The following is a 17,597-nucleotide window of genomic DNA, read 5'->3' as shown; positions in this document are numbered from 1 at the left end:
TCTCCTTTATCATTTAATATCGTTTTTTAGTCATAAAATTTTTAATTCTCTTCTTATCGAACAATCTTTCCTCTTTCATTAGCTACAAATTCTAAAATCTCTTCTTCAGAAAAAGCATTACAGTCACCATGAACCGTATGCTTCAACGCCGAAGCAGCTGTTGCAAATGAAATGATTTGTTGTAAAGGTAATTGATTGATTATTCCATGAAGTACACCTGCTGCAAATGCATCTCCCCCGCCAACTCGATCAATAATTTGGTCGATATGATGGACCCTACTTTGATGCAACTTTCCATCCCCATACAAATTCCCTTGCAATGTATTTACTGAAGCGGAAATAACATGACGGAAAGTTGAACTCATATACTGAATATTCGGATACATTTCTTTGATTCTATCGTAATAGTATTTAAGTCTTTCTGTTTCTGATAAAGAATCTTCTGCTTTCTCTATTGAAAGTAAATGAATCGCATCCAATTCCCCGCAAAAACAAATGTCTATATAAGGTAAGAGAGACTGAATTGATTCAGACGCTTCTTTATGACTCCAAAGAGTTGCACGATAATTAAAATCAAAGCTTGTTTTTATCCCTTTTTCTTTCGCCTTCTTTAAAGCTAGAAGAGTTAATTCTCGTAAACTAGGAGACAGGGCTAAAGTGATTCCTGAAACATGAAATAGTGTTGCTTCATGAAAAATTTCTTCTAAATCCAGCTCTGCTATTGTTAAAGTAGAAAAACTAGAGTATTTCCGATCGTACATCACCTTCGGACTCCGTTCTCCTATACCACGCTCTAGATAATAAGTGCCTAACCTTTCTCCCCCTGTTAGAACATAATCCGTATAAACTCCATGAGATTGGAGATGACGATTAACTCCACGGCCAAGCGCATTATCTGGTACTTTACTAACGAAGTAAACATCGTGTCCAAAATGGGAAAGTGAAATTCCCACATTTGCTTCTCCGCCTCCATAGTGCATTGTCAACTTATCTGACTGCCAAAGACGCTCTCCAGTATTAGTAGAAAGACGAAGCATAATCTCACCAAGTGTTACCACTTTTTTCATCATTACCCCACCCTTGCCTCTTGCACTTTTTCTACATACTGACGAGCAAGTAAGGTAATTTGTTCAAAGTCCCCTGTTTTCGCTGGAGCAATCAAATTGCCTCCTACTCCTACAGCCGTACAACCATTTTGAATCCATTCTTTAATATTTTCTAAGTTTACACCTCCTGTTGGCATAATATTGACTTGAGGAAGTGGTGCCTTTACTGCTTTAACAAAATCAGGACCAAAGGCGCTTCCTGGGAATAATTTCACAATGTCTGCACCATATTCTAATGCAGTTTTCATTTCCGTAATTGTCATGCAACCAGGCATGTAAGGAACTTTATATAAGTTGCATAGTTTTGCCGTTTCTTTATCAAAGCTTGGACTTACAATAAACTCAGCCCCAGCCAAAATTGCAATACGTGCCGTTTGGGCATCAAGCACTGTTCCCGCACCGATAATGACATTGTCATTGTTATCATAGATAGAGACCAGCTCTTTGATCACGGTATCTGCATCTTGAACAGTAAATGTAACTTCGATACCCTTTATGCCTCCTTTTATACATGCTTCAGAAATACGGATAGCTTCTTCTGTTGAATCACCTCTTACAACTGCAACTACTCCACAATCAGAAAGTTTAGATAATATATTCATTTTTGAGTCATCCTCCAGAGAAATAGGATATCAGTATTTCCAAATAAGAAATATAATTTCTTATTTGGAAATTAACAATTCTAATTATATATGAAACTATTTGAAATTTCAATCATTAATGAGTCTATTTAAAGCTTCTATAATGGAATTTCACATTAAAAACGGTTGTTTAACTTGTTTTTGACTTCTTTTTATCTTGAAGATTTTTATAAGCAATCCTATTTTTATATCCAACTGGATTGTTTCCCCAAAGCTTTTCATACTGCCACCCTGATAATTGTTCAACCACTTTACGCGCAGTAGCGTCAACGTGACTCATAGAACCCCCACTTTTCAACCTGCTAATCTCATTTAATAAAATCGTATGATTCTCTTTTGTTAACTTGTATCTGTAAGAGATTAAAAAACCTCCAACAAGAAAAATTAAGGTTCCTATTGTTAAAATTGCCACGATAGCATTAAGTGCTGAAGCTGATTGAACATCTTTTCCTGAAACAAAACCAGCTTCTTGTAGAATAAAACTAACAAGGAACACAGCAAGTGCTTGAGAAGCTTTGCGTATAAATGTCATCATACCTGCAAATACGCCTTCTCTTCTTTGCCCTGTAAGAACTTCATCTACATCTGGAATAAAAGGATAGTTGTTCCAAGGAATAAAGTTTAATCCACCTCTTCCAAGGCCCGCTATACCTATCAAAATGAACAACATTACCATCAAATTGGACGGATTAGCATAATAAACAACTAAGTATCCAATGACACCTATCATAAACAGAGAAATTGCGACTCTATATGCTGGAGCTGGATTTAATTTTAAAGTTATAGTCATAGCCATCCATACCCCAAAGATTTGCAGCAGATACATAACTGTCATTAAATTGGAAGCTGCAACTGCATCTTGTGAAAGTGAAAAAACAATGAAATACGTAAAGACTGCATTAAAGATATCTTGGCTTAGATAAGCCCCTAAATACATCCCTAAATGTTGCCTGAACACTCTGACTCTTAAAGTTGAGATTAGATCTATATATACCTTTTTTACATTTTCAAAAAATGGAATTTTTTCTTCTTGCACTTCTTCATTTAATATATCCTCTAAAGGTCTTTCCCATGTGAATTTGTAAACAAATGTTAATACACAAACAAAAATGACTGTAAAGATGGTTCCTGCATAAAGGAAAGTCATAGGATCATCTTTTCCTAACGCTTCAACTAGCCTTCCTGGAATAAATGCAGCAAATACGGCTGATAGCTGAGCGGTAAACATTCTGGCACCAGTGAACTTTGCACGCTTTTTAAAATCTGTCGTCATTTCTGATGCTAATGTTTCATAAGGAATTAACACCATTGTATACACAATTTCAAAGGCGATATATGTAAGTAAGTAGTACCAATAACTCATTCCGCTGACCCAAATTAAGGAATAACAAAGCACTAAAGGAATGGAAATCAATAGAAAGAATCTTCTTCTTCCAAATTTCTTTCCGAGTTTAGTTTTATGAAAGTTATCTGTTATATAGCCCATTACCGGAGCTGCTATAGCATCGACAAAACGAGCAATTGCAAAAATAGATCCAGCTTGAACTGGGGTTAGCCCACAAAATGTTGTGTAGAAATACAATAGCCAAGCTGCTGTTAAAGCAAAAGCACCTGCACCTAAAAAATCGGTGGATCCATACGCTAAATAATTAACAAGTTTTATCTGTCTCTTCTCCATCCCCATTTTCTCTCCCGTCATATATTAGAAGCGCTTTCATATAGATGTGAACTGAATATCTACTTTCAATTTAATAATAAAATTGACTTTCTATAGTTAAATTACGAATACTCATGAAGTGTTACACTTCTAATGAGTATTCGTAATGCCCCCTTGTAATTAACTATAGGAATATAAAAATTCAGCTAAGCAGAGAACTGCTAATGACTGTCCATACGGCATTGTTGTTATTTTAATTTCCTTATAAAAATCTAAGCTATCTCCCATACCTGTTCCAACTGAAACTTTTTGTAAAGCTCCATCTTCATTTACTTCTCTCAGCATTCCTTGAATAGCTTTATAAGCAACTTCCTTATATTCTTGGCTTATATAGCCTTTATGAACAGATTTTAAAATTCCATATGCAAACCCTGCTGTGGCAGAGGCTTCAAGATAAGATGTTTTATCATTAATTAGTGTATGCCATAAACCGCTTTCATCTTGATACTGAGCCAATGTTTCTACTTGTCTCTTTAATGTATCAATCAAGAATTCTCTAAAGAAATCCCCTTCTTTTAACTCTAATATTTCTATAATTTCCGGAATTGAAATGGTAATCCAACAGTTCCCTCTTCCCCATAGGGCTTCTGCATAGTTGTGATTTCCTTCAAACGTCCATCCATGGAACCATAATCCTGTTTTTCGATCACTTAAATATTTAATGTGTATTAAGAATTGTTTTTTAGCTTCTTCTATATACTCTTGTTTATTGAAAAGCATACCTATCTTTGCTAATGGTAATACAGTCATCATTAACGTATCATCCCATAGCTGGTTTTTATTTTCCGGACCATATGTCATATGTTGCAGTCCGTTTTCTTTTGTACGTGGCATATCATGCATTACCCATTCTGCCCACTCTTCAAGATGAGGAATAAGTGATTTATCCTTTGTTTCTTCATATAGAAAGGCCAATGTTAAAAGCGGAGCCATTGTATTTACATTTTTAGGTGGAACTCCTTCTTCAAATCTATCTTTAAACCAATCTGTTACAATCTTTAAAGCTTTTTGATCGCCTGATAGTCTTGAATATTTATGTATTCCATATAATCCTACACCTTGCGGCCAATTCCACATTGCCCAACTCTTGTCATCTACGACTACGTCATCAAAATGCAGCAAAAATTCCCCAGTATTATCTTTAATCTGTGAAAGATTATTCATTAGTAAATTGATATAGCTTATTACTTCTTCTTTTTCAATAAATGCTTTATTTTGAATCATGCTGTTCCCTCCAAGCAAAAATAAATTATACCTCTCATACTTTTCATAGTTTGACCTATCTCTTTACTCGTTTTGCTCTCTACAAAAAGTATCGGGATTCACAATTATGAAATAAATAAGAATATTTGTCTGAAATATTGAACGCGCTTTCAATTATAATACTTCATGCTTATCTTTTACTCTAGATTACTATAATTTATTAATCAACCTTTTTTTCACATTGTGAATTCTTATTTCATTATACGAAAAGTATTATTAAATATCAATATGTTTTTCATATTTTCAAAAGATTATACACAAAAAACAAAGATATAAACACATATAACAACTATAAACAAATCAAAATAGACAATTTTATCACTTTATATTTTTGTATTAAATCATCATAATGTGGATATTTTTTGGGTTTTATAATTATGAATTCATTAATCATTTGACTTTTTTATATGGAGATCTGATTTTTTGAAATAAATACTCCCTTTTCCCATTGTATAATGAGTAATAGATTTTTAAGTAGGAAACCTCTATAATTAATAATAACGTTAAACAAATTATCTATTATGGGATGTGGCAATATTGATTAAGAGTGACACCGTTCAATCTGTTGATAGAGCGTTAGCGATTTTAGGAATCGTGTCTCAACACAATCAAATTGGTATTACTGATATATGTAAATCTTTAAATTTAAATAAAACAACAGTGTATCGATTAGTATCAACGCTTGTGAGTAACGGATATATTGAACAAGTAAAAGATTCAAATAAATACAGATGTACCTTCAAATTATTCGAAATGGGTAATAAAAGAATACAAGACCTTGATTTATTAGAGGAGGCAAAACCTGATCTTGAAAAATTGGCTCAATTAACAAAGGAAACAATTCATCTTGTTGTTGAAGAAGGAACTGAAATCGTCTATATACATAAAGTTGAATCTACTAACACAATAAGAATGCATACATGGATAGGAAAGAAGAATCCGATGTATCGTACAGCTGTAGGGAAAGCCATTCTTGCATTTTCTAATAAGGAAAAAGTAATAGATGTATGGAATAAAAGTGAAATTGTGCAAAATACCCCTTACACGATTACAAAAATTGATGATTTTCTAGATCAATTAGTATCAATAAGGGAAAATGGATACGCAATTGATAATGAAGAAACTGAAATTGGAATACGATGTGTGGCAGCTCCCATTTTTGACTTTTCTAAGAATGTAGTTGGTGCCCTCAGTATTTCTGTGCCAACACTTCGCTTTCCAGAAGAAGAAATCAACATCTACGGAAAATATGCCAAAGAATGCAGTGAGCACATCTCCAAGAAACTAGGTTATATAAACTAAGTTTTCTTATGTTATAACAAAGAATTTAAAAACATATAAAAGCCAAGGATTTCTATAAGGAAGTCCTTGGCTAAATTTAACTCTAATTCACATTCTCTGTTAATGAAGATCGTTTAAGATATTATTTTTACAAATTTGTATTGCTTCAATAATTTGTTTTTGAAACTCTTCCGTCAGTCTATATTTAGGAATACTAACACTAAATGCCCCATACTTTTTGTTATTCAAAGTAATAGAGGCTCCAATACAAAATACATCTTCTTCATGTTCAGCATTATCATAAGCATAACCCATTTCCCTAACCTTCAAAATCTCTTCCGTAAATTCAGACTTATTTGTAATGGTGTTGTTCGTTAATTTATTTAATGGCTGACGATCTAAATAATTTTGAATTTCTTCATCTGATGAATAGGCCAAAATAGCTTTTCCCATTGCTGAACAATACATAGGAATACTATTGCCAACTTTTGAATAGAGACATATAGGATTTTTACTCTCTATTTTTGTGATATAAATAATACTATCTTTATCTTGAATACCTAAGTGAACTGTTTCATTCGTTACTCTTTGTAACTCTTCTAAATGCGGTTGTGCGATTTTTTTAATATCTAAATTATTTATTGATTTATTAGCATATTTAATAATTGATAAACCGAGACTAAATTTCTTTAACTCGGCGTTTTTTTGGACATAGCCTATCATGAGTAAAGTGTCTAGTATTTTTAAAGCTGTAGAATTCGTTAGACCAGTTTCTTTGGCAATTATATTCAAAGACTGCGGTTCATCGCAACTCGATAAAAAATCTAAGATATGGGAGGCTTTAATAAGAACCGTTCCATAAGGCTGCTTTGTTTTCTCCATTTGTATCACTTCCTATTGTTGATTAAGAGAGGATGGAATCATTTATATACTATAAAAGAGTTCTTTTTTAGGTATTTTGTAAGTGTAAAAAAATTCACAAGTCAAACAGACTCGTGAAAATCATATCATTAACCGTACAAAAAGAAAACATAATGCAGTTAAGGTTAAACTTTGATTCTAGGAGAAAGATAATGTAAGAAAGGATAAAAAAATTCTGGCGTAAAAACTTCAAATTACCCTTCTAACACTTAGATATCCTAATATTAGTATTCAATACGAATCATCCGTTTCATCATTTGGTGCTGCTCCCCATTGACTTTTTCTCCACTTTGTTTGCCGATGAAAATGTCTTGAGAATAAACTCCTTATCCATAAATTGATGCTGACACCCTCATTTTAATCTCAGCCCCCCTACATGCATGTATCCCGATTTTCTCTTTTTATATTCTTTTTGTGTTTCACTCTCTATTATATTAATAAAAACGTTCGTAAAAATGGATGTATTCAAAAGAACGTTCGTAATTTAATTTAAAAATTAAACGAACTTAAAAATGCTAGATTGGTTATAAAATTAAATTATCCGTAAACATACACTTTTACGGACGTCCACTTTACGAACCGTATGTTTGTGTTCACCTTTTATGGAGTAAAAAGGTAATTAATGGATATGAACATTGTGCTCGTTTATAATGGAAAAAAATGAAAAAAGTTGTCCTGAAACAAGTTTGTGCTTTTTACTATCTGGAACATAAAGAGGATATCTCCTTAAGAATATAATGTAAGTGCTAAATAATAAAGATTTAGCACTGATCTCACTGGATAATATAAATATATAATAATTATTTTTTTATCATAGAAATAATATTCATCATATACGTATAATTTGTATTAGTTGACATTCGAAAATTGATTTAAGAATTCCATTTATTACATTCACTAGTCGCTAACATTTATTTTACATATTCAAATTGTAATGTGACAAAATTGTAATCTAACTTCCTGTTACATCTATGGTAGGGAAAAGGATGAATTTTATAGTATGTAACATGAGGAGGAGATTTTCGTTGAAAAAAGTATTACAAACTAAAAATTTATCTAAATCCTATGGAAAGACACAGGTTTTAAAAAATATTGACCTGACCATAACTTCGAGTGAATTTACAGCTATTATGGGGCCTTCTGGTTCAGGAAAAACAACACTAATGAATGTGCTATCGACGATTGATAAATTTTCTGGCGGGGAAGTCTGGCTTGAAGAACAAGCTTTGTTAGATTTAAACAAAAAAGCATTACGCACATTTCGCCAAGAACGAATGGGTTTCATCTTTCAAGATTACAACTTGCTTGATACTTTAACGATTAAAGAGAACATTCTTCTGCCCCTTTCATTAAGGAAATTTTCTACGGATGAGATGGAAAGACGGCTGAGACCAGTTATTCAGGCATTGAATATTGAAGAAATTCAGGAGAAATACCCGACAGAAGTTTCTGGTGGTCAAAAGCAACGGGCATCATCTGCACGTGCCATTATTACAAATCCTGCAATTGTCTTTGCAGATGAACCTACAGGCGCTCTTGATTCCAGATCAGCAACACAATTATTAGAACAGTTAGCGAGCTTAAATGTAACGTTTCAAACGACTATTCTTATGATTACACACGACTCCTATGCAGCAAGCTTCTGTAAACGAGTTATCTTCTTGCGTGATGGAGGAATCGTAAACGAGCTATATAAAGGTGACCAAAGTCAAAATGACTTCTTTGATCGAATCCTTCACATCCAGAGTGCCATGGGAGGGAATCAAAGGTGAACTTACTGAATGTAACGTTCCGGAACGTTCAGCGTAATTTCCGTGTTTATACGATTTATCTGTTTGCCATGATTACAGGTGTTATGATCCATTTCACCTTCTCATCACTGATGTATAACCAGGATATATTGGATGTACTCAAAAATAAAGAGAATTTCCAAACGGGGGTGTCGATTGCCTCCGTGGTTATCTTCCTCTTTATCATTTTCTTTATTCTTTATGCTAATTCTTTCTTTATGAAGCAAAGAAAGAAGGAATTTGGACTCTATTTACTTCTAGGTATGAAAGAAAGCCAGATTACCCGAATGGTATTCGTTGAAAATTTGATCATTGGATCATTTTCGCTTGTAATTGGAATACTTCTTGGCGGTCTATTGTCCAAGTTATTCGGTATGGCGTTAATGAACTTAATGCAATACGACAATGTTATTACGTTAAATTTTCCTTTTCAAGCGATCGGCTCGACAATCATCCTGTTTCTCTTGCTATCGATCATCGTCAGTATCCAAAGTTTCATCATGATCAGTCGCGTGCAACTGGTGGAGTTGTTTCATGCCAAAGAAAAAATGGAAAAACCCATACCTTCTTCGTTCATTATGGCAGCTTTATCGTTAGTGTTATTAGCAACGGAATTCTATCTGATCAGCCGGGGCAAAGAATCAAGCATATGGCAAGAACACGCAACTTTCGGCATGATTGCTGTAACAGTCGGCATTATTGGTGGAACGTATTTGTTCTTCCGTCAGTTCTCCGGTTGGCTGCTTCAAAAGATAAGCCAGAAGCATAATTTCCATGAAGGCAATAGGGTATTGTGGATCTCGTCATTGCGTTTCCAAATAAGGTCGAATACGTTAAATCTTACCTTCATCTCTTTGTTCAGTGCGACCATTATTTTCTTAATTGGATTCGTTTCAATCAATTATGCTGTCCAGTTTGAAGCTGTCGGCAGGAATTTACCGAATGATATTGCATACCAGTCATTGGATAAGGAAACAAACGATAGAATTGATGCTAAAATAAAAAATTCCGATCACTCAATAGAGTATCACAAAACTTTGGAAGCCTTAGTAGGAAAGCCAAATACAGACATGAACCTTGCTTTTGAGAACCCTGAGTATTTTTCAAAGGACGTATTTCTTTTTCCTGAAAAAGCATATAACGAAATCATCTCATTGCGTGGAAATCAGGAGGAAATCCATTTAGATGATATGGAAGCTGTATCTCTGTCACAAGGAACAGATTTCCCAAAATCCTTCCCCTCTGATCAGTTGCCGCGTTTTAAAGTGAATGTTAATAAAGATATCACTCTAAAACTAGTAGAGAAGAAAGATTACGCATTATTAGGCTGGGCCAGCGACCCTGTTCAATCGATGATATTAAAGCCCGCAGTCTTGATTATTTCAGATAACGCTTATCAAAACTTAAAAAGCACAGCCAAAATAATCCCTTTTGAAATTTATGAGATTGAAAATGAGAAGCAGGCTGAATCCTTATCAAGTGATATACATGCCATTGTTACGAAGAAGCCCGACACTTACTATTCTTCGTTTGCTGATGTGTATTCAAAGCAAATAGAAAGTTCATCTTTAATGTTATTTGCAGCTGCTTTCCTGGCTGTCATTGCACTGTTTGCATTGGCTAGCGTTATTTACTTTAAACAATTGCGGGAAGCAACGGAAGAACAGAGACAGTATTCCATTCTGCGAAAGATAGGTGCCGCAGACCGTGAATTGAAAAGCGTAATCCGTAAACAACTTCTCTTTGTTTTCTTCCCTCCGCTAATCTTAGGCATTCTGCACAGCTGGCTCATTCTAAAATACTATATCCTGGATTCTGTTCAAGATTTCCCGCAACTTACTTCGATGCTCTGGTTCATCTTTGCTATATACTTTATGATTTATGTATTGTTTTATCTGTCTTCTGCAAATCTCTACTACAAAATCGTAAATCAGAAATATTAATTAGAAAACGCAATGGCCTTTATCATGGTCTCATTGCGTTTTTTTGCATATTAAAATATGGATCAACATTTTTGGGAAAGTGCATAACAAATTCGGTATACAAACCTGTTTCAGAGGTGCACGTAATATAGTGACCAAGTTTATTGGATAACTGCTGGGCTAAATATAACCCCATCCCTGTAGATTTTGTGTATGTACGCCCGTTAGATCCTGTAAAACCCCTATTAAATATCCGTGGTAAATCTGTCTTTTCTATACCTATTCCATTATCTCTAATAATCAGCTGCTTTTCTTTTAAATCAGAACCTGTCTCAATCTTTATTTCCCCTTCTTCTTCCGTGTACTTCAAGCAATTTGAAATTAATTGATTCAGGATAAATTGCAGCCATTTGGTGTCACTTTGGATGGTGATGGGTTCTATCTGTAACTGCAGGCGGATTTTCTTAGAAATAAATGTTTTAGAATGAGTTTTTATAACCTCTTTCACCAATTGATTCAAATCACAATTCTTAATATCATAGTCTTGATTAAAGTTATCTAACTTTGCATAATAAAGTGCTTGATCCACATAATGCTCTATCCTTGATACCTCATCATGAAAACTCTTGACATCGATTTCTGTCTGCTGCATCAATCGTAGCACTGAGATGGGTGTTTTAATTTCATGAAACCACGATACAATAAAATCGTAATACTCGTTTTGTTTCTCATGAATCTGATTGAGAGACCTTATATGTTCCCTTTCCTTCTCATCAATCAACTGCTGTAAAAAGGCTGCCTCTAAAGAAAGGTTCTCATGATCTTCGTCACCCCTGGCTCGGATCGCTTGTAAATTTTGCTGATACCGGTACAAAAAGAAAATAATTAATACGAAAAGCGTTAATACCCAAGCATATAGAAAAGTGTACCAGTTCCATGTCATATTGGTGTCAGTGTAAAACACGGTCGAAACCATACAAAAGATAAAAACTAACAAAAAGATATAAGGCTTCTCGTGTTTTAAAAATTGTATTAACCTCATTCGATCAGATACCCCATTCCTTTACGTGTTACAATAAAGTCTTCTAATCCAATTCCAGAAATCTTACGCCTTAATCGATTTACATTAACAGTCAGTGTATTATCATCGACAAACTGTTCATCATTCCAAAGAGCTTGCATCAAGTCATCTCTGGATACAATTTTCCCTATTCTGCGCATCATCAATTGCAAGATGATAAACTCATTACGTGAAAGTTCAATAGACTGTTCCTCAAACTGGATGGTTGAGTTTGTTACATACAAAGACAAGTTCCGGTGCGTTAACTTTAAGTTAGGTCCATTTTGATAAGTATAATTCCGGCGTAACAATGCACTGATTTTTGCTACAAGAACATCTAAATCAAAGGGCTTCTGTATAAAATCGTCCCCTCCCATATTAATAGCCATGATGATGTCCATGTTTTGATTTCTAGAGGAAAGGAACAGAATGGGCACACTTGAGATTGCACGAATCTTCTGGCACCAATAAAAGCCATCAAAGGTTGGCAAGTTTATATCTAATAAAATTAAATCAGGCTGGGATTTCTCAAAATCATCTAGAATGTGGTCAAACTCCTTAATCTCTATAACTTCATATTTCCACTTCGTTAGCGTATCAGCTACTATTTTTCTAATCTTTTCATCATCTTCAATTATCATAATTTTAAACATAACAATCTCCTATTCATGAACTAAATTCATAAAGGTTTAACGTGCGTTTTAGCACCATAATACCAATTATTCCAAACTCCTGTCATTTGCACAATACGTTACTACAGAAAATGGCCCTTTAATGGAATAGGTTGTTTGATTGCGTTTGTAAAAGTATACCTAAATGACAAGAAAAAGCTCAAACTTGTTGGCATTCAACAAGTTTGAGCTTTTATTACTTCCTGTAATGGATTTTATGTTAACTAAAAATATATACAATATATAGCTTAAAAACGAAGACTATACTTTATTTATCCGATATATTAAAAGTCTCTCAACCATTAGACAACCATATTTATCACCAGGAAGACCTTGTACAATAAAAAAAGGCAACTCGTTTACAAGACAAGTCTGCCTAAAATCAAATAAAAACATTCATAAACTATTTAAGATCCTGTTTTAACAAGACATTTTATTAGAAATAATAAATTCTTTTTATATGATTCTAATTTTCACACCAAAATCCATTTATTTAAGCAAAGAGGGATGTACTATGCATAGGCTGTACTTTTGCTTCAGGATCCATGTGGGCTTTCGCGTTGTTGACGGCTGTAGGTCCTTCTCCAAAACCTGCTACAATGAGTTTGACTTTTCCATCATACGTACAAATGTCTCCAGCTGCATAAATTCCAGGAATATTCGTTTCTTGTTTTGAATTCACCACAATAGCATTCTTATTTACTTCAAGATTCCAGGTTTTAATTGGACCTAAAGAAGAAACAAATCCATAGTTGACAATGACATCATCTACCTCAATGGTGTCTTTTATTCCTTCTTTGGTATGCTCGACGACTATTTGAGTAATGGCTTTATCTCCAATAATCTCGGTTGGAACATAGGGTGTTTTCACTTCGATAGAAGAATTTATTAATTGTTCAATACTATGTTCATGTGCACGAAATTTATCTCGACGATGGACCAATATCACTTTTTCGGCAATTGATTCTAACAGGAGCGCCCAATCTACAGCTGAATCTCCTCCTCCAAATAGAACCACTCTCTTTCCCGCAAATTGATTCATATCTTCAACAAAGTAATGAAGATTAGATAATTCAAATGTTTCAGCTTTCTTCAAGTCTAACTTTCGTGGTTGAAATGCACCATTCCCGGCTGTAATAATAATCGTTTTCGTGTAATGAATACCACAATTAGTTTGCAGTTTAAAGATTCCATCCGCTTGTTTATCGACGTGTTCAACAGCTTCTTCTAAACAAACGGTAGGATGAAACGGCTCCATTTGTTTTTTTAGCCCGTTAATTAGATCCTGCGCCCGCACTTTTGGAAAACCAGCCACATCATAAATATACTTTTCTGGATATAATGTCGTTAATTGTCCACCTAATTGAGGAAGGCTTTCAATAATTTTCACCTTAGCTTGTCTCATCCCTCCGTAGAACGCTGTAAATAAGCCAACAGGTCCTCCGCCAATAACCGTAATATCATAGATGTCGTTTTCTTGTGTCATATTTTTTTCACCTCTATCTGCATTATTGTTCTTTCCCTCCATTGATTTAACACGTAAGTTTATTTCTTGCCTTTACTCTCTAGTGAAGGGTGTATTGGCTATTTTGATGGAATCCGTTGGACATCCTTCACACGCATCCTGAACATCCTCTTCTACGTCGTGAGGAACCGGTATCTTTCCTTGATTCTCATCGATTAATACGAACGCAATGCCTTCGTCATTATAATCATAAATATCTGGGGCTGTTGCTCCACAAGCTCCACATGCAATACATGTATCTTGGTCTACTTTTGTATAAATACGCATATTTCTTTCCTTTCTACTCGTCAAGTCTCTATGATCATTGAAGCAATCAAAGAGCCTTGACCAATAAATTTATAAATACATTTTACGAATGAACGTCACTTCTTCTCATTTCTTACTTCCTTAGGAATCATGAACAGTATAATAAACTCTGTATTTATTTTCATACCTTGGTATTAGAAGGGAACATGGAAGAGAATGATTGTAAGACCTTCTCATCAACTTCCAATGAAAAGGAAGGAATCAGCTCATCTAATCTTTCTTGTATTTGTTGTTCATCTACGTTTCCTAATTCATCTACCAATTGCTGCTTCTCTAGAGATCCATCTCCGCTCAACAACATGTTCAGTGTACGTGCATTAATAATGTCACGTGGGGAAAGGACTAATGCATTCATCATAAAATATTTCAGGAACATAGAAGTATTGTTCTCTTCGTTCGCTAATTTCACGGCTTGTTTAAGATACAAATTGAAATACTTCTGTGCAAAGGACACACCTTTTAATGGTTCAGCCCCAGTATGTTCAATGCCTTCCCAACGTAAATCTGCAACTGAACTAAGCCACCATGCCGGTTCAATCGCTTCCTGCATTCGTTGCAGCACGTAGCGTTCAAAGTGAGGTTGAGAGGTATGTTGTTTTTCATGTAAGCAAATGTCTAACATTTCAGCTTCAATAGCAGCTACTGTCATTCCTTGTCCATGAATGGGGTCAAAGTTACAAAAAGCATCGCCGACTACAAGTAACCCAGCTGGCCAATCTTCCATTTGTTCAAAATGTTGGCGAACTGATTCAGATATACGATAGCCCCGTGGAACACCTATTGGCTCTAGCTCTTTGACTATTTCCCCAATCATAGGGCTAGTGAGTTCTAATTCTTTTTCGTATTCTTCTGGGTTCGTTGACGGATAGTGTGCACCACCTGCACTAAATAATAATGTTTGGGCCATATTATCCTCGATGTATTCTATCATTCCCGCGCCAATTCCTTTAGCTGGTTGTGCTTCTGAAACCACAGCCCCCCATTTCTCCCTAACATGGGGCGGTACTCGGTAATATCGTGTACTATAGCCAAGAGATACTTTTAAACGTTCTGGTTGTGGCACTTCAAATTTCATAGATTCAAACCATTTAAGTAATTTGGAAGAGCGTCCACTTGTATCTACTACTAAATCAGCAGACACTGTTTGTTCTTGTTTTTGTTTTTGTTCACTTCGTTCTCTTATATGAACCCCTTTCACTTGCTTGTAATCATCCGATATTTGAAGACCTGTTACTTCTTTTTTGGAAAGAAAATGTACATTTGAGATTTTTTGTACACGCTGGCGGAACGTCCACTCTAATAGCGCTCGACTGCTTGATACATTTTTTTCAAGATGAACCATTTGTATACGCCCTTGTGAAGTGAATACACTCCCTTTTTTATTTTGTGTGGAAGGAGCTCCTTGATTTAATAAATCATCAATGTAGCCAGGAAAGAAACGTTCCATAATCATACTTCCACGTGTCAAAACACGATGAGGATGAAAAGCTTGGGGCGTACCTGAACGAGTAGATGACTCTTGAGGTAGCTCATCCCTTTCTACAATGATGACTTCTTCATAATGCTTAGAAAGAACGCGAGCTGTGAGTAAACCTGCAATGCCTCCTCCAATAACAATGGCTTTTTCTTCTTTCGATTGATAAGGTGTAAACGATTTTTTCATTTTTACGGTCTCCTTTCATATCTTCCGATTGGAAGCGTAAATAATAATGATTTGATGTGCAGATGCTACGATTTAGATAGAAGTTAAAATAGAAGAGATTCTGTCACCTGGTTTTTAAATTTTTTCACAAGAGTAGAAGTACATGGTGTATTTAAATTTGTCATCATTAAAATATTCTGAATACACCTTTTAGACACATGTATATTTTATTTACTCTTGTAATTTAAATATTAAGATGTATAATTAAGTTTATCAATAAACAATATAGCGAAACTGTCTATTAACAGTACAGAAACGAGGTAATGTATGTGGCGAAAGAAAAAAAAGAAGACTTACGAGTCAAAAGAACACGTAAGCTTCTTTCTCAAGCGTTACTTTCTTTAATAGAGCATCATTCTTTTCACTCCATTTCTGTAAAAGAAATTTGTGAAGAAGCAATGGTACATCGCGCTACATTCTATACACATTTTAATGACAAATATGATTTGTTGGCTTATTCATTAAAAGAAATGGCCGAGGAGTTTCATTTTGAATACAGTAGTGTAGAAGAAGTGCACCTAAAGTTATTTAACGTGGCAATTAAGTATAGACGATTATTTTCTCAACTATTCGTAGAAGAAAGGGACTCATTAAGATATCTTATAAGAAAAGAAATGACTGAAAAAATGAAACAACAGATTATGAGTGAAACCAACACTCAAAACATCCCTCCCTCTTCAGAAGTTACTATGGCAGCATTTGTGGGAGCTACTTTAGGCGTTTTAAATTGGTGGATTGAGAATGATATGGCTCTTAGTGGTGAGGAAGTTTATAACGAGATCAAACAGATATTGAATTTGGAACATCTTGAAAAGATTCAGGATAAGACGATTGGTAAAGAATAAGTAATGAATATTTTATTCTCTTAGGACAAGGTAATGAAGGTTATTGAGCTTTTTCTAAACGTTTGATAAATCATAGTATTCTCTCAAATGAGTCGTTAAGTATATGAAATAAAGAAGAGTACCTAAACGTAATTAATATAACAAAAAGGAGATGGTTTTTAATCTTCTTCTTTTTTAATTTATATAAAGAAAAAGCACAAACTCGTTAATAATTAACCAGTTTGTGCTTTTTACTTCCTCTAAACGGTGTTATGTTAAGTCAAATTTTATCTCACTGTAGCTAAAAGAGATCTAATTTACAGAGACAAATTCATTGATGAGCACCAAGATATCTATGTAACTAACTTTTGATAAAGCCTTCTTTAAATCAACTGTACCATTCTTCTAGTTTTTTACCTTCTAAAACATTCAATTTACTTAAAATGTCTCTCGAAATTCTAGTGCGCCACTTCCATTAGCTGTAATTAGACATAATAGGAATTAAAAAACAATTAAAAATAATCTTTTCTATATAGAAGTACATAAATCTGATGTATAAAGCTAGTTAACATAAGCTGAATTATCGGTATCCGATCTTCGTAGAATTGATTTTAAGGTACTTATCCATATGACTGATTAATAATGTAACAATCGCTCACTTAACTGTGCCATAGAGTTAATCCCAACATACATCTTATAAAAAAAGGAGTTTCGCTTCCGTTTATCTAATTTTATTAAGAGACAGATATCTCAAATCTGTGTTATAGTAATCTTTCTACATATGGTCCCAAAATAAAAGGATGAGGTGTTTGATATGAACAAAAATGAGTTAGTGAATGCTGTTGCAGCACAATCAGAACTAACAAAG

General features: G+C 34.4%; 14 protein-coding genes. 4 read left to right on the top strand and 10 right to left on the bottom strand.

What is annotated here, in order from left to right; all coding sequences use genetic code 11:
- Positions 1–53 precede the first annotated feature (53 nt).
- The 4 genes from MOC86_RS13965 to MOC86_RS13950 all read right to left on the bottom strand — a co-directional run bounded on the left by MOC86_RS13965 (position 54) and on the right by MOC86_RS13950 (position 4,688).
- Positions 54–1,067 (bottom strand): sugar kinase, encoded by a 1,014-nt coding sequence (locus MOC86_RS13965; RefSeq protein WP_268584703.1) that lies wholly within the window; start codon positions 1,065–1,067, stop codon positions 54–56.
- A gap of 2 nt (positions 1,068–1,069) precedes the next feature.
- On the bottom strand, positions 1,070–1,708 hold the full coding sequence (locus tag MOC86_RS13960) for a bifunctional 4-hydroxy-2-oxoglutarate aldolase/2-dehydro-3-deoxy-phosphogluconate aldolase (protein WP_113752517.1): 639 nt from the start codon (positions 1,706–1,708) through the stop codon (positions 1,070–1,072).
- A 169-nt stretch (positions 1,709–1,877) separates the two neighbouring features.
- Complete coding sequence (locus tag MOC86_RS13955) at positions 1,878–3,425, bottom strand: MFS transporter (RefSeq protein ID WP_268584702.1); 1,548 nt, start codon at positions 3,423–3,425, stop codon at positions 1,878–1,880.
- A 159-nt stretch (positions 3,426–3,584) separates the two neighbouring features.
- A complete protein-coding gene (locus tag MOC86_RS13950; RefSeq protein ID WP_268584701.1) occupies positions 3,585–4,688 on the bottom strand; it encodes a glycoside hydrolase family 88/105 protein in 1,104 nt (367 codons plus the stop codon).
- 576 nt (positions 4,689–5,264) lie between these two features.
- On the opposite strand from MOC86_RS13950, the gene MOC86_RS13945 reads away from it, so the two are divergent.
- Entirely contained in the window at positions 5,265–6,029 is a 765-nt protein-coding gene (locus MOC86_RS13945; RefSeq protein WP_268584700.1) for an IclR family transcriptional regulator, read from the top strand.
- Between the two features lie 99 nt (positions 6,030–6,128).
- Here the strand turns inward: MOC86_RS13945 and MOC86_RS13940 are convergent, their stop codons facing one another.
- Positions 6,129–6,890 carry an IclR family transcriptional regulator gene (locus tag MOC86_RS13940; RefSeq protein ID WP_268584699.1) on the bottom strand — a complete coding sequence of 254 codons (762 nt, stop codon included), beginning with the start codon at positions 6,888–6,890 and terminating at the stop codon, positions 6,129–6,131.
- Between the two features lie 1,064 nt (positions 6,891–7,954).
- On the opposite strand from MOC86_RS13940, the gene MOC86_RS13935 reads away from it, so the two are divergent.
- On the top strand, positions 7,955–8,701 hold the full coding sequence (locus tag MOC86_RS13935; protein ID WP_268584698.1) for an ABC transporter ATP-binding protein: 747 nt from the start codon (positions 7,955–7,957) through the stop codon (positions 8,699–8,701).
- A complete protein-coding gene (locus tag MOC86_RS13930; RefSeq protein WP_268584697.1) occupies positions 8,698–10,662 on the top strand; it encodes an ABC transporter permease in 1,965 nt (654 codons plus the stop codon). The genes MOC86_RS13935 and MOC86_RS13930 overlap by 4 nt, the downstream gene beginning before the upstream one ends.
- A gap of 22 nt (positions 10,663–10,684) precedes the next feature.
- Here the strand turns inward: MOC86_RS13930 and MOC86_RS13925 are convergent, their stop codons facing one another.
- The 5 genes from MOC86_RS13925 to MOC86_RS13905 form a co-directional block, all read right to left on the bottom strand.
- The gene (locus MOC86_RS13925; RefSeq protein ID WP_268584696.1) at positions 10,685–11,683 is read right to left on the bottom strand and encodes a sensor histidine kinase; all 999 of its coding nucleotides are present in this window, start codon (positions 11,681–11,683) and stop codon (positions 10,685–10,687) included.
- On the bottom strand, positions 11,680–12,354 hold the full coding sequence (locus MOC86_RS13920) for a response regulator transcription factor (protein WP_268584695.1): 675 nt from the start codon (positions 12,352–12,354) through the stop codon (positions 11,680–11,682). Before MOC86_RS13920 ends, MOC86_RS13925 begins: the two co-directional genes overlap by 4 nt.
- 511 nt (positions 12,355–12,865) lie before the next feature.
- The gene (locus tag MOC86_RS13915) at positions 12,866–13,858 is read right to left on the bottom strand and encodes an NAD(P)/FAD-dependent oxidoreductase (protein WP_268584694.1); all 993 of its coding nucleotides are present in this window, start codon (positions 13,856–13,858) and stop codon (positions 12,866–12,868) included.
- A gap of 72 nt (positions 13,859–13,930) precedes the next feature.
- Positions 13,931–14,164 carry a ferredoxin gene (locus MOC86_RS13910; RefSeq protein WP_268584693.1) on the bottom strand — a complete coding sequence of 78 codons (234 nt, stop codon included), beginning with the start codon at positions 14,162–14,164 and terminating at the stop codon, positions 13,931–13,933.
- A 160-nt stretch (positions 14,165–14,324) separates the two neighbouring features.
- The gene (locus MOC86_RS13905; protein WP_268584692.1) at positions 14,325–15,866 is read right to left on the bottom strand and encodes an NAD(P)/FAD-dependent oxidoreductase; all 1,542 of its coding nucleotides are present in this window, start codon (positions 15,864–15,866) and stop codon (positions 14,325–14,327) included.
- A gap of 308 nt (positions 15,867–16,174) precedes the next feature.
- Between MOC86_RS13905 and MOC86_RS13900 the strand changes: the two genes are divergently transcribed.
- Positions 16,175–16,750, top strand: a complete 576-nt coding sequence (locus MOC86_RS13900) for a TetR family transcriptional regulator (RefSeq protein ID WP_268584691.1) — start codon at positions 16,175–16,177, stop codon at positions 16,748–16,750.
- The last annotated feature ends 847 nt before the right edge of the window (positions 16,751–17,597 follow it).

It is taken from the genome of Priestia endophytica, from assembly GCF_026790145.1.
Classification (GTDB): Bacteria; Bacillota; Bacilli; order Bacillales; family Bacillaceae_H; genus Bacillus_I; species Bacillus_I endophytica_A.
The sequence above is the reverse complement of the archived record's forward strand: the minus strand, read 5'-3'. Positions and strand labels throughout refer to the sequence as shown.

Bases quoted from the DNA above. Each gene is read 5' to 3' on its own strand.
- MOC86_RS13965 (WP_268584703.1), bottom strand. From the start codon at position 1,067: ATGAAAAAAGTGGTAACACTTGGTGAGATTATGCTTCGTCTTTCTACT.
- MOC86_RS13960 (WP_113752517.1), bottom strand. From the start codon at position 1,708: ATGAATATATTATCTAAACTTTCTGATTGTGGAGTAGTTGCAGTTGTA.
- MOC86_RS13955 (WP_268584702.1), bottom strand. From the start codon at position 3,425: ATGGAGAAGAGACAGATAAAACTTGTTAATTATTTAGCGTATGGATCC.
- MOC86_RS13950 (WP_268584701.1), bottom strand. From the start codon at position 4,688: ATGATTCAAAATAAAGCATTTATTGAAAAAGAAGAAGTAATAAGCTAT.
- MOC86_RS13940 (WP_268584699.1), bottom strand. From the start codon at position 6,890: ATGGAGAAAACAAAGCAGCCTTATGGAACGGTTCTTATTAAAGCCTCC.
- MOC86_RS13925 (WP_268584696.1), bottom strand. From the start codon at position 11,683: ATGAGGTTAATACAATTTTTAAAACACGAGAAGCCTTATATCTTTTTG.
- MOC86_RS13920 (WP_268584695.1), bottom strand. From the start codon at position 12,354: ATGTTTAAAATTATGATAATTGAAGATGATGAAAAGATTAGAAAAATA.
- MOC86_RS13915 (WP_268584694.1), bottom strand. From the start codon at position 13,858: ATGACACAAGAAAACGACATCTATGATATTACGGTTATTGGCGGAGGA.
- MOC86_RS13910 (WP_268584693.1), bottom strand. From the start codon at position 14,164: ATGCGTATTTATACAAAAGTAGACCAAGATACATGTATTGCATGTGGA.
- MOC86_RS13905 (WP_268584692.1), bottom strand. From the start codon at position 15,866: ATGAAAAAATCGTTTACACCTTATCAATCGAAAGAAGAAAAAGCCATT.